The following is an 11,890-nucleotide window of genomic DNA, read 5'->3' on the forward strand; positions in this document are numbered from 1 at the left end:
GTCATTCCCACTAGGTATTGTTTCGTGGATACCGAGTCGTCATTGCAAGCAGCCGTAGGCTGCGCGGCAATCTAGGAGAATGATAAAAAAATTCTGTAAATCAGAATTTTTACTGGATTGCTTCGTCAATTACTTATGTACTTTCCTCGCAATGACGTTAAAACCGATCCACACAACAAAGCCCAAAACAGCACATTTTACATTATTCATTCTTTGCTTCATTTCTACGTTCAGCGATTAATTTATCGACTAAACTTTCTTCCGGTGAAAAATATTTATTAATGATATTACGGGCTTTTTTTAATGCAAGTTTTAATAGTAAAGTTGATACTTTATTGCTCATAACTATCCCAGCGTTTAATTAAATTAGTTTCGATATCGAAAAAATCTAAAACTCTAGTAATAGAATGATTCACTATATCATCTATACTTACAGGGTTATTATAAAAAGCCGGCACGGGCGGTGATATAATGCCGCTGTAACTCGCTACTTTTAACATATTTTCTAAATGTCCGATATGCAAAGGAGTTTCACGGGTCATTAAAATAAGTTTTCTTCTGTCTTTAAGTACAACACCTGCCGCTCTACTAATTAAATTATCTTCCATTGAGTGAGCAATACTTGCTAAGGTCTTCATACTACAAGGGGCTATTATCATGCCTGAAGTTTTAAAAGAGCCGCTTGAAATAGTAGCACCTAAATCTTTATCGTCATAATAATAATTAGCCAGTAGCTTAACTTCATCTATAGAATATTTAGTTTCGAGCTTTATAGTAAGAGCTGCTCCCTCTGAAATAACCAAATGAGTTTCGATATTTTTTTGCTTTAGTACTTCAAGCAAACGAATACCGTATATTGCTCCTGAAGCTCCAGAAATTGCTATAACAATTTTTGTTTCTTTATTCATCTAGGTTTCTATAATTTATCAGTTTAGTATATAATAAAAAAAAAATTATAAAATACATTATATATGCGAATAGCAAAAATATTATTACCTGTAGCAAAATTATTCCCGCTAGATTATTTAATACCTGAAGATTTAGAGCTAAACATAGGTGATCTTGTTGTAGTGCCTTTTAGAAATAAGGAATTAACCGGCATAGTATGGGAGCTTGTTTCAAATTCTGAGGCAAAAAAAATAAAAACTATTAGAGCGAAAGTACCGTTAAATTTAAATATTACTTCAGAAGTTTTAGAATTAATTAAATGGATGGGTAGCTACTATATGTCAGAGCTTGGGAGCATAACCAAGTTAGTATTACCTATAGATATTGCTGAAAAACCGATTAAAGTTAAGGAGCAGAAAGTCAATAATAACTTTGTGCTACCTGATTTGTCAGAAGAGCAGAAACAAGCAGTAACAATTTTAAATGAAAGTAATAAGCCAACACTTGTTAAAGGTGTTACGGGATCAGGTAAAACAGAAATATATTTTCATCTAATAGCAGATTACTTAGCAAAAGGCAAGCAAGTGCTTGTTATGTTGCCTGAAATTGCTTTAAGTACACAAATTATTAATCGTTTTATAGAGCGATTCGGTTTTGAGCCTATCATATGGAACTCAAGCGTTACCAAAGCTCACAAGAAAATGATTTTAAGAGGTATATTAAGCGATAAAGTTAAAGTAGTAATTGGGGCTAGAAGTAGTTTGTTTTTACCTTTTAAAAATCTCGGTTTAATAGTTATAGATGAGGAGCATGACGATTCCTATAAACAAGATGACGGTATATTATATAATGCTAGGGATACGGCTATCGTAAGAGGTACATTTGATAAAGCACAAATTGTTTTGTGCTCGGCAACACCGTCTATTGAAACGATACATAATATAGAAATGGGTAAATATCAATTGGTTACATTGGTTAATAGATACAAAAATGTCGATTTGCCAAATATAGAAATAATCGACATGACTAAAGAAAAACTATCTAAGAATTCCTATTTATCCAAGATTCTTATAGAAGTTATCAAAGGTAATTTAGATAATAAAAAGCAAGTCTTATTATTTCTTAATAGGCGTGGTTATGCTCCGCTCATGCTATGCAAAGCTTGCGGTCACAGATTTACCTGTAAATTCTGCTCTTCTTGGATGGTAGTACATAAAGCGACTAAAAAACTTGAATGTCACCATTGCGGTTATCAAAGTAAAATTTTTAGTTCTTGTCCTGAATGTCTAGAGGATAAAACATTAACTGTCTGTGGTCCAGGTATAGAGAGAATAGAGGAAGAAGCAAAAGCACTTTTTCCTGAGAGTAAAATTGCGGTGATAAGTAAAGATCATGCTAAAAGCCCGGAAAAAATAGCACAGCTTCTACATCAAATGGAAAATTTAGAAATTGATATTTTAATAGGCACACAAATAATAACAAAAGGTTATCACTTTCCGAATCTTACTTTAGTTGGAGTAATAGATGCCGATCTTGGAAGCAATAATGCCGATCTTAGAGCATCTGAACGAACTTTTCAGCTACTACATCAAGTAGGTGGTAGAGCGGGTAGAGGAGATAGTAAAGGTGTTGTATATTTACAAAGCTATTATCCTGATAATACAATTTTTAGTTATGTTAAAGCCGGTGATGAAGATAGTTTTTTTGCAAATGAACTTGAAATAAGAAAATCAGCAGATATGCCGCCATTTTCCAAAATAGCATCGGTAATTTTATCAGGTTCCAGTGAGGCTAAAATTCTAGAAATTGCTAGGGATATGGTCCGAATTGCACCAAAAGCAAACGTGAAAATTTTAGGACCAGCAAGCTCATTAATGTCAAAGCTCGCTGGTAAATATCGTTACCGGATACTTATTATAGCCGATAAGAAATTTAATTTGCAGAAATATTTAAAATTTTGGCTAAGCCTTATAAAAATTCCTTCTTTTTGCCATCTAAAAATAGATATCGATCCTAAAAGTTTTTATTAGCTTCTATATCTTTCTCCTTGATTCTTCGACGGTGGAACATTAGATGAATGAGGAGAAGGATTGGTAAGAGATTTTTGTATTTCTGCTATAGCTTTTTTAGTATTTTGAGTAGAATTTTTTATAGCATCTTTATAAAAAGCCGCTTTAGCTTTATCTCCGGTAAAAGAATATTTTATAAAATTACCAATATTTTTCCAAATAGGATTATTATCCATTTTTGTAGTTTCTTCACACCATTTACCTACCTCTTTCAGTTTTGCTTCAACTTTAGCTATAGCAGTTGGATTATGTTTATTATCATCATAAATCTGAATAATATTATTTACTGTTTCTTTAAATTCAATGTGTTTTCTACTTTGTTTCAAATGAGCTATTATATCATCATTGTTTACTAATTCTCTAAGATTATCAATTATATCAGATAATTTAGGTGGTTCAGGTAATTTATAATGTTGATTGATTTTTTCAAATTTATCTTTGTGTGGATGATTCTTTATTAGATCATCTGCTATAAAAGAAATAAACTCTTTTTGAGGTACTCCTACTTGTTTTATTAGCCGTCCTAATGATTGTTCATAAGCTTTAATAGTAATATCAAGACGCTTCCCTGCCATAGAACCGCTTAATGCTATATAGCGGCTAAATTCCGGAATCAAAGCATCTTTGGTATCAATATTATGATCTTTAAAAAATTTCTCTATTTTCTCTTTTATGGTTAAATTAGATTGTTTTTTAGGTGTTTCTTCCAGTACTTTTGTTTGTTCCAGAGCCGGTTTTGAAAAAATAATGGGCTTTTGGGTTTCAACTTGCGGAGATGGGGTGTCGACAAATATATCAAGTGCTTGGGAATGTGTAGTTAAGTCAGTCTGTTTTTTATGTGCCTCGTTCCATGCCTTTATTTGCTCAGAAGTGGGTTTTGGAGGAACAGCCGGTTTTGTATTTTTTGGTGGGTTATTTGACATATTTTTTGATTTTTTTTCCCACTCATGTATTCTATCTTTTACTGATTTTGGAATATTATCTTGTGCCATATTAAGCTCCTATTATGTTTATTTACATTTAAATAGTTTGCTTAAATTTTTTATAAATTGCAAGCAAAATTTCTTTTTGTAATGCAATATTTTTACTATAAGATAGTTAGGTTCTATATTAGAATCCAAGTTCTTAACTAAAATGAGATATGAATTTTATGTACCCCCATATTAGACTTAGAAGAAATAGAAAAGCTTTTTGGCTTAGAGAGTTAATATCCGAAAGTAATTTATCGGTTAGTGATTTAGTATTGCCTTTATTTGTTGTTGAAGGACATAATGAAAGGCAAGAAATTAAAACTATGCCTGGTATATATCGTTTATCGATTGATCAAATAGTAGAAACGGCAAAAGAAGCAGCAGAGCTTGGTATTAATGTTATTGCATTATTTCCGAGTATTGATCAAAGTCTAAAAAGTGAAAATGCCGATGAGGCTTATAATTTAGATAATTTAATATGTAGAACTATTAGAAGCATCAAAAACGCTAATATCGATATTGGTATAATGTGCGATGTAGCACTTGATCCTTATACTACACATGGTCATGATGGTATTGTGCATCATGGGGAAGTTGATAATGATAGATCAGTAAGAGCTTTGTGTAATCAAGCATTAGTGCTAGCAAAAGTTGGAGTAGATATTGTTGCACCTTCCGATATGATGGATGGAAGAATTGGGGCTATAAGGGAATATCTTGACAAAGAGGGATTTATAAATGTTGGAATTCTTGCTTATGCCGCTAAATATGCTTCAAGTTTTTACGGTCCGTTTCGCGATGCTGTTAAGAGTAATAAAAAGAATTATTTAGATAAATCAAGCTATCAAATGGATGTACGTAATATTAAGGAAGCAATACTTGAGATTGAGCATGATATAGCAGAGGGAGCCGATATGGTAATGGTGAAGCCTGGTATGCCGTTTTTGGATGTTATTCGTGAAGCGGCAAATAATTTTAATGCTAAAATTTTTGCATATCAGGTTAGTGGAGAATATGCAATGTTAAAATTTGCAGCAGAAGCAGGGGCAATTGATTGGGAAAGAGCTTTGATGGAGTCATTAATTAGTTTTAAACGTGCCGGTGCTACAGGTATATTTACCTATGCAGCTCTTGAAGTAGCTGAAATATTAAAGAACAATAAAATTAAGTAGAAAACGGCTTCTGTTCTTGATATAAAATAAATAATATGTTTTATGATTATATCAATATTATCAATTTGATGTAAATCATTATAAAGAGGCGAAGATGACGCAAAATAAGAAATCAGTATTTAAAGGTTGGAATTTTTTAAGGCCTAAAGGAGGCGGAGCTAATGAGGTAGGAGAGCATGGCGGAGTATATCAAAGCTTAGACGGTAAAATTACGGCGATGATAAAAAAAGAGGCTTCAAGCTCAAAAAATATAGCCGAGTTTTTAGGATCTCAAATTTTTGAAGCTATAAGTCCTGGAAATGGAGCAAAGGTTAATTTAATTGCTCCTGATGATTTTAATAAATCTAAAGCCGTTGATTCGCAAATATATGTCAAATCTGAATTTCTTGAGAATTATAGTAGCGATATGTATGTGGACATGGATAAACATATGTCTGCTAAAACTCAACCGAGTTCTTGGTTTAGAAAGGACGGCGGTAGACCACTTTTTATGGGGGCTAGAAATAAATTATTTAGAACCTTAGAAAATGCTTTTAAGGAAATTAAGTATCAGAACTTTGAAAACATTATGCCGGCAAGTTTATTGATCGGCGATTTTGATATACATGTTGGAAATATAGGGGTTATCAGAGATCAAAAAAATCCAAAAACTTTACCTAAATTAGTAAGAATTGATTTTGCTGGTAGTTTTGATAATTTAACAAATAATATATATCCGCATTCAAGAGCCAAACATTTGCCTGGATTCGGTCCCACTAACCATTTTATAGAATTTCCTTCTAATTTAAGAACAAAAAATCCTAATTTTGCCGATAGCTTACTTGCAGTTTCTAAAATTGATTTAAGCAAAACTATTGATAAAAGTTTTGATGCATTAACTAAATATTATAGTAATGAAGCAATTGCAGAATTTGCAAAACACGCGATGCCAAAGCAATTTAATAATAAACAATCTAAAGAAATAACGCCTGAAGAAATTAAGGCTAGTTTAATAGATACAATGAAAAAAAGGCAAGAATCCTTAAAGGAATACGGCTTAGAAATTAAAGTAAATAGTTTAATTTCTAAAAAATATAGTTTTCCTTATTACGAAGTGAAAGAGCAAGGGTTAAAAACATTAATGAAAGAGTATCCTGATTATTTTGCGAAAATTCTTAATTATAAAGAAAGAAAAAAAGGAGGACAAAAACTTAAATTAAGAAATAAAATTACTACTAATTTTGCAAGAATTTTAGAAATACTTGGTATTAGAGATAGTGCGAAAAAACATTTAATAAAGACAATAAAAAGTTTAGATGAAGATATTAAAGATGAAAGAAATTTAGCTGGTTCTTCTGATAAAATAAAGAAAGAACCAAAACAAAAATCGGTAAAGACAAATATACATGCAAACAGAGAATATGTAGATGCTCTAGAAAAATTTAAGAAAGAAGTTGGAACGGATGATATTGTTAGTGTTACTCCAAGTCAATTAGGTCTAGCTAAAAAAGCTAAACAAAAAGACCAAGATTTATTAAAATTAGATGAAGAAAATCTAAAACATATAAAGAATCTAAAAGAAAAGGTTATGAAGCCTACTCAAACTACTGCAGCTAGTGTTGTTAATAAAAAGTCTACACCGGCTAAAACGAGATAATAAATGAACCAAGCAACAAGAAGCCTACAACTAAGTAATTAATAAGTAAAAGCCCATATTGCATCGGCAGCTTAATTATCTCAATTTTTTTAGAAAAATACATGGCTTTTACTACTTTAAGATAATAAAACGCAGCAACTACGCTGGTAAAAATACCACAATAAGCTAATGCAAATTCTTCTTGATTAATTGCTTGGTAAAAAAGGTAATATTTACCGAAAAATCCTGTAAGAGGAGGGATTCCAATCATTGAAAACATAACTATGCTAATTACGGCAGCTATAGTTTTATGATGCTCTGCAATTCCTTGTATAGTTTTAAAACTAGCTTTATCGGCGTCTTTACCGAGCAGTATAATTAAGCAAGTAAAAAATCCTATACTCCCTACCGCATATATTAGAATATATAGTAGAGCTGCTTTATATCCTTCTTGATTATGCAGAAGAACGCTGATTAATACATAACCGATATTTAAAATAGTACTATAAGCCATTAATCTTTTTAGAGAAGTTTGACGAATGGCTCCAAAAGCTCCAAACAGCATAGATAATATAGCAATTATCTTTATTAAATTATAATTAATAGGGTAGTAATTACCTATAATTAATTTGCTGATGTTTAATAAAACAATAACCATACCTATTTTTGAGGCAGCGGTGAAATAAGTAACCGAAGTAATCGGTGATCCTTCATATACGTCAGGGACCCAAAAATGGAGTGGAACACTTGAGAGTTTAAAGAAAATACTACTTAAAAATAGTACAATACCGATTATTAAACCAAGATTCATTCCGGAATTATCATTTAGTTTATATAAGATATCCTCAAATTGTAGGCTTCCGCCGAATCCGTATATAAAAGAAATACCGAATAATGATAAACAACTAACTAAACTACCTAAGATAAAATATTTTAAAGCACCTTCCGATGATTTCATATCATTTAATTTGAATCCTGCAAGTGCATATGAAGTTAAAGCAGTAAGCTCCATACCGCAGAATAATAATAGAAAATTCTGTGATGAAATTGCAACAAAAATACCTACGATCGATAATAACATTAAAGTAATAAATTCAAACTTTAATTCCTCAGCAACAAGAATAGAGTAATCACGGTATATAATCATGGAGATAATAGTGAATAGTAGCACTATGCTTTTACTAATACCGATATTTATTCCGGTAGCAAATGAGTACCATACTCCTTCATAACTTGAGTACTTAAAGGTAAGAAACATTGATAATATGCATAGTAAAATAATGATATTAGAAATAATTCTATTTTTATTTGGGATCATTATGGCAAAAAACTGCCCTAAAAGTGCTATTAAAGTCAAAGTTATTTCAGGAAGTAGCAGTAGCATATAAAACTAGTATTATTTATGGAAATATAGATATTAGTGAATAAATCATTTTTTATCAACAACCTTATATATAATATTGAACTTTAATACTACCTCTAATTAAAATTATTTTCTTCGTAAAATTATATTATACAAAAAAAGCCTAAACATGATGAGATTGTACGTAGTGCATTTGAAAACCCTATAGTTGCTAAAGCCCTCTACAGCTTAGTTCTAATAATCCTTCTTTGTTCTTATTCTTTAGCAGACTTCGTATCCTGTGCAAATATATTATTACCGGTTATTAAAATTCCTATGGCTAATATTTTAGATGTTCGTTTCATATTTTTATATTTCATAACTATAAGTGCTAATTTTGTTGAGTGTATAATTTCTTATACATTAATAATTAATAGTTGCAATAAATAAAAAAATAAATTATTTTGGTTAATCAATTTTAAATTGCTTTAATAAAATTAAATTCTTAAACTCACACCTACTAATTGTTTTAATCTAATTAGGTTTTCTAATAAAAATATACTTTCTACCATTAAGTAAAAATATGAAGCCTTCTACTTCAAAATCATCAACTGACAAGTTAAGAACCTTATATAGCTCTCACGATACTTTACCAAAGCTAATAGAAGATATGAAAATCAAAGCTCAGTCTTTAGGAATATTACGTAAAATTACAGATATTATTGAGTGAAGATGATGAAGCAGCTAAAGCAGCATTACGCGATAAAGTTGTTGGAGAAAAGAGATCGATAGAAATAGAGAATATTTTTAAAACCATAGATACAGAAAGATAAGAGAGCTGTTTAATAAAAATTATCAAGTTCAAGAAGAAAAAATTGATAATATAGTTAAGTCACTAAATGAAGAACATAAGTTTGAGATACTTCGCAGAAATCTACCTAATAAAAACTCGGTAGTGCAGGAATAGGTAAAACCACGTTAATGCATTATATATCTTATAAATGGGGAAAAGGGGAGTTATGGAGCGATAAGTTTGATTATGTTTTTAGAGTTAGGTTAAAAGAATTATTAAATGAAAGTTGGAAAGACGGTTATAGTGGGTATTTTGATATTAATAATTTATCTCAAAGTAAGCTTAATTGTTTTATCCATTATTGTCTAGGCAAGTAGTGAAAGGACCTTAAGTGTTAAGGAAATAATGGATATCCAAAATAAAGATAAGATGTTGTTATTACTTGACGGGTATGACGAAGTAGCACATCTAAATACTCGAGATGAATTTAAAAAGTTAATAGATAAAATATTAGAATATAAAAACGTAATAATGAGTTCTAGACCTAATGCGATTGTAGAAGAAATGCGTAACAGGTTTGCGCGGAAAGTAGACAATACAGGCTGGGGTAGTGAGGGAATAGAGCAATATGTACATAAAAATTTTGAGTATGATAAAGAGCTAGGAGTGCAATTAAAAAGCTTTTTGGATACTCATAGTCAAATAAAAGAAATATGTAAAGTTCCTATCAATACTGTATTAATATGTTTGGTTTGGAGTAATCAAGATATAAGGGATCAGTTTCACAAAAACAGCGATGAAGATTTTAATATAAGTCGTTTATATAGTGAAATAATAAACTGGCTTAATGATAGGCATCTAGAAAAAACCCAAAATAAATATAAAAATAAAACTGAAGCTAATTATATAGATGAAGTTATAGAACAAGGATGATTAAAAAGAGAAGGAAGTAATTATCAATTTATTCACTTAACTATTCAAGAATTTTTAGCTGCATGTTATTTAAAAAATCAGTTAACAGATAATAATACAAAACACAAAGCAGCGAGCTTTATAGGTAAGCATAGAAACGAACCGAAATATCTAATGACTCTGAAGATTCTAGCTGGAATAGTTAGTAATGATAACAAACAAGAGTTAACAGAAATATTTTGGGAAGCTGTAACATGTAATGTTGATAGGATATTAGAGTTAGGGATTGAAAGAAAGATTATACTCTTAATGCATTTATTAGCTCAAAGCAAAATTAACAGGAAATTTGATAGTAGAATACCGAATTTAAAACAAATACAAAATTTAATAGATGAAGTTGTGCTAAAAGATATTACGGGTTGGGAACAACATATAATAGACAGTGGTTATTTATCGGAAGCGATTGTTAAAACAGTAAATGAAAAATTACAAAACAAAAAACCTGCCCCTCAAGAATTTAAAACAGTTATAGGAATCATCACAGGATTAGCAAATAGAAATGAATTGGGCAGTAAAACAAAAATTTATAAGAAGTTAACAAGCCTATTAGAAATTAAAGATGAACAATTACAAAAATTAGTACTACAAAAATTAGCCCAAATATTAGATGAGACGATAGATAAGACAGTATTACAGGAAAGCTTAAAAAAATAATACCGTTATTAAATAAAAAGGTATTAAATGAATATGTAAATATAATATTGATTGAAATAATTAATATTATGCCTAATTTAGATATAAAAATATTAAATCAGGTAAAAAAATTATACAACTAATACTTAGTTACTAAAAGCTTAGTTAAGATAGTAAATACAACACCTAGTATAGCACTCAAGGCATTTAATGCACTGCAAGAATTATTTAATGATCCTATAGAAAATTTCAAGTTCGAGGCAGTTTCAGTTTTAGTTGAAATAGTAAAAGCAAAGCCTAGTTTAGTAAAAGAAGCATTGAACATATTGAAAACACTAATCCATAATGCTAATTATGTCAAATTTGATACTGTGCAATGTTTAAAATCAGAATAACTATTTGGTAACCCTAATAATGCAATTTTATATCAAGCTTAACTGAAATGCTAAGTGTAATGCATTAACAAGAAGCTCTAAATACAAGGCTACGGCTGTTTTAAGCTTAGATTTAATTATTTGTACCAAGTTTAACATTAGCAATATTTAGTATATTGAAAGAAGTATTAAACGATTCCAGCAACGAAGTCAAAATTGTAGTTATTTGGAGCTTAACTGAAACAGTACGTATAAATCCTAGTTTAGCCCAAGAGACATTAAAAATATTGAATACACTACTTAATAACCCTAGTAATTATATTGAATTCACAATTGCCAAAATCCTAGGTTGGATAATACAAATAAACCCCAATATATCACATGACGCATCTAAAATACTGAAAAATCTATTTAGTAATTCTGACTATATTATTAAATCCGAGCCTGCTTTAAGTTTAGTTGAATTAGGAAAGGTAAAACCGGCAGAAGAAGCATTTAAAGTGTTCAAAGATATACTCAGTGACCCTTATGTTGACAGATATGCTAAGTATGAAGCTGTTTGGAATTTAATTGAAATATTAAAAGTAATATTAGTTAATAAAGGAGGTCATAAACAATTTAATGAATTATTAAAAATAATTTACTTAACTAAAATTGAAGCATTCCAATTTGATGAAGATTTACACACAAAGGCAAACACCATCCTACACAAAATAACCGACCATATCACTCAAGAATATAAGAAAAGTAAAAATCCTGAAGTAATAGAATGGTTTACTACAAGTTTTAACGAATTACCAAAAATAAAAGAAAATAGCCACTATTTATCCGGCAGAAATTAACACAGAACTAAGAGGACAACTATTTAACGAACTAGCAGCCCAAGAACAATGTGATTGCTTTATTAAGAATGAAAAGCTTAAGCCTGAAGAAGAGAAACAGATATTTAAACATAGTAGTAAGCTGAAGTTTGCAAGTGAAATAATTCAAGATGCAAAAATAAGGTTGAAAACCAGTAATTTTAAATTACTAGATGCCGGGGCAAATAAAAGATTAGATGC

Annotated in this window: 13 protein-coding genes and 1 pseudogene; 9 read left to right on the plus strand and 5 right to left on the minus strand. The window is 30.2% G+C overall.

Annotated features, from left to right (window positions below; all coding sequences use genetic code 11):
• Positions 1-61 precede the first annotated feature (61 nt).
• A pseudogene (locus O6R16_RS05940) lies at positions 62-165 on the plus strand (lytic transglycosylase domain-containing protein); the annotation flags it as partial.
• 37 nt (positions 166-202) lie between these two features.
• Here the strand turns inward: O6R16_RS05940 and O6R16_RS05945 are convergent.
• Together O6R16_RS05945 and O6R16_RS05950 are read right to left on the minus strand one after the other, a co-directional pair.
• Entirely contained in the window at positions 203-343 is a 141-nt protein-coding gene (locus O6R16_RS05945) for a hypothetical protein (protein ID WP_499680408.1), read from the minus strand.
• The gene (locus tag O6R16_RS05950; protein WP_499680409.1) at positions 333-908 is read right to left on the minus strand and encodes a UbiX family flavin prenyltransferase; all 576 of its coding nucleotides are present in this window, start codon (positions 906-908) and stop codon (positions 333-335) included. The genes O6R16_RS05945 and O6R16_RS05950 overlap by 11 nt, the downstream gene beginning before the upstream one ends.
• A gap of 63 nt (positions 909-971) precedes the next feature.
• On the opposite strand from O6R16_RS05950, the gene O6R16_RS05955 reads away from it, so the two are divergent.
• Positions 972-2,918 (plus strand): primosomal protein N', encoded by a 1,947-nt coding sequence (locus tag O6R16_RS05955; protein WP_499680410.1) that lies wholly within the window; start codon positions 972-974, stop codon positions 2,916-2,918.
• On the opposite strand, the gene O6R16_RS05960 is transcribed toward O6R16_RS05955, so the two are convergent.
• The gene (locus tag O6R16_RS05960; RefSeq protein WP_499680411.1) at positions 2,915-3,949 is read right to left on the minus strand and encodes a hypothetical protein; all 1,035 of its coding nucleotides are present in this window, start codon (positions 3,947-3,949) and stop codon (positions 2,915-2,917) included. The genes O6R16_RS05955 and O6R16_RS05960 overlap by 4 nt on opposite strands.
• 158 nt (positions 3,950-4,107) lie before the next feature.
• Between O6R16_RS05960 and hemB the strand changes: the two genes are divergently transcribed.
• Together hemB and O6R16_RS05970 are read left to right on the plus strand one after the other, a co-directional pair.
• On the plus strand, positions 4,108-5,100 hold the full coding sequence (gene hemB, locus O6R16_RS05965) for a porphobilinogen synthase (protein WP_499680412.1): 993 nt from the start codon (positions 4,108-4,110) through the stop codon (positions 5,098-5,100).
• A gap of 94 nt (positions 5,101-5,194) precedes the next feature.
• Entirely contained in the window at positions 5,195-6,736 is a 1,542-nt protein-coding gene (locus tag O6R16_RS05970; protein WP_499680413.1) for a hypothetical protein, read from the plus strand.
• Here O6R16_RS05970 and nuoN read toward each other — a convergent pair.
• Positions 6,723-8,099: an NADH-quinone oxidoreductase subunit NuoN gene (gene nuoN, locus O6R16_RS05975; protein WP_499680414.1), complete on the minus strand. Its 1,377-nt coding sequence runs from the start codon at positions 8,097-8,099 to the stop codon at positions 6,723-6,725. The two genes, O6R16_RS05970 and nuoN, sit on opposite strands and share 14 nt — an antisense overlap.
• 541 nt (positions 8,100-8,640) lie before the next feature.
• Between nuoN and O6R16_RS05980 the strand changes: the two genes are divergently transcribed.
• The 4 genes from O6R16_RS05980 to O6R16_RS05995 all read left to right on the plus strand — a co-directional run bounded on the left by O6R16_RS05980 (position 8,641) and on the right by O6R16_RS05995 (position 10,476).
• Positions 8,641-8,787 (plus strand): NTPase, encoded by a 147-nt coding sequence (locus O6R16_RS05980; protein ID WP_499680415.1) that lies wholly within the window; start codon positions 8,641-8,643, stop codon positions 8,785-8,787.
• 251 nt (positions 8,788-9,038) lie between these two features.
• Positions 9,039-9,227 carry a hypothetical protein gene (locus O6R16_RS05985; protein ID WP_499680416.1) on the plus strand — a complete coding sequence of 63 codons (189 nt, stop codon included), beginning with the start codon at positions 9,039-9,041 and terminating at the stop codon, positions 9,225-9,227.
• Positions 9,228-9,255: 28 nt separating this feature from the next.
• On the plus strand, positions 9,256-9,783 hold the full coding sequence (locus O6R16_RS05990) for an NACHT domain-containing protein (RefSeq protein ID WP_499680417.1): 528 nt from the start codon (positions 9,256-9,258) through the stop codon (positions 9,781-9,783).
• A gap of 153 nt (positions 9,784-9,936) precedes the next feature.
• Complete coding sequence (locus tag O6R16_RS05995) at positions 9,937-10,476, plus strand: hypothetical protein (protein ID WP_499680418.1); 540 nt, start codon at positions 9,937-9,939, stop codon at positions 10,474-10,476.
• Positions 10,477-10,594: 118 nt separating this feature from the next.
• On the opposite strand, the gene O6R16_RS06000 is transcribed toward O6R16_RS05995, so the two are convergent.
• Positions 10,595-10,780, minus strand: a complete 186-nt coding sequence (locus O6R16_RS06000; protein ID WP_499680419.1) for a hypothetical protein — start codon at positions 10,778-10,780, stop codon at positions 10,595-10,597.
• Between the two features lie 225 nt (positions 10,781-11,005).
• Here O6R16_RS06000 and O6R16_RS06005 point away from each other — a divergent pair, with 225 nt between their 5' ends.
• Complete coding sequence (locus O6R16_RS06005; protein WP_499680420.1) at positions 11,006-11,671, plus strand: hypothetical protein; 666 nt, start codon at positions 11,006-11,008, stop codon at positions 11,669-11,671.
• The last annotated feature ends 219 nt before the right edge of the window (positions 11,672-11,890 follow it).

The sequence above is a fragment of the Candidatus Rickettsia tasmaniensis genome, from assembly GCF_036857515.1.
In the GTDB taxonomy this organism is placed as follows: domain Bacteria; phylum Pseudomonadota; class Alphaproteobacteria; order Rickettsiales; family Rickettsiaceae; genus Rickettsia; species Rickettsia rickettsii.

Bases quoted from the DNA above. Each gene is read 5' to 3' on its own strand.
- nuoN (WP_499680414.1), bottom strand. From the start codon at position 8,099: ATGCTACTGCTACTTCCTGAAATAACTTTGACTTTAATAGCACTTTTA.
- O6R16_RS05960 (WP_499680411.1), bottom strand. From the start codon at position 3,949: ATGGCACAAGATAATATTCCAAAATCAGTAAAAGATAGAATACATGAG.
- O6R16_RS05970 (WP_499680413.1), top strand. From the start codon at position 5,195: ATGACGCAAAATAAGAAATCAGTATTTAAAGGTTGGAATTTTTTAAGG.
- O6R16_RS05950 (WP_499680409.1), bottom strand. From the start codon at position 908: ATGAATAAAGAAACAAAAATTGTTATAGCAATTTCTGGAGCTTCAGGA.
- O6R16_RS05985 (WP_499680416.1), top strand. From the start codon at position 9,039: ATGCATTATATATCTTATAAATGGGGAAAAGGGGAGTTATGGAGCGAT.
- O6R16_RS05955 (WP_499680410.1), top strand. From the start codon at position 972: ATGCGAATAGCAAAAATATTATTACCTGTAGCAAAATTATTCCCGCTA.
- O6R16_RS05945 (WP_499680408.1), bottom strand. From the start codon at position 343: ATGAGCAATAAAGTATCAACTTTACTATTAAAACTTGCATTAAAAAAA.
- O6R16_RS05990 (WP_499680417.1), top strand. From the start codon at position 9,256: ATGGATATCCAAAATAAAGATAAGATGTTGTTATTACTTGACGGGTAT.
- hemB (WP_499680412.1), top strand. From the start codon at position 4,108: ATGTACCCCCATATTAGACTTAGAAGAAATAGAAAAGCTTTTTGGCTT.
- O6R16_RS05995 (WP_499680418.1), top strand. From the start codon at position 9,937: ATGACTCTGAAGATTCTAGCTGGAATAGTTAGTAATGATAACAAACAA.
- O6R16_RS05980 (WP_499680415.1), top strand. From the start codon at position 8,641: ATGAAGCCTTCTACTTCAAAATCATCAACTGACAAGTTAAGAACCTTA.
- O6R16_RS06000 (WP_499680419.1), bottom strand. From the start codon at position 10,780: ATGTTCAATGCTTCTTTTACTAAACTAGGCTTTGCTTTTACTATTTCA.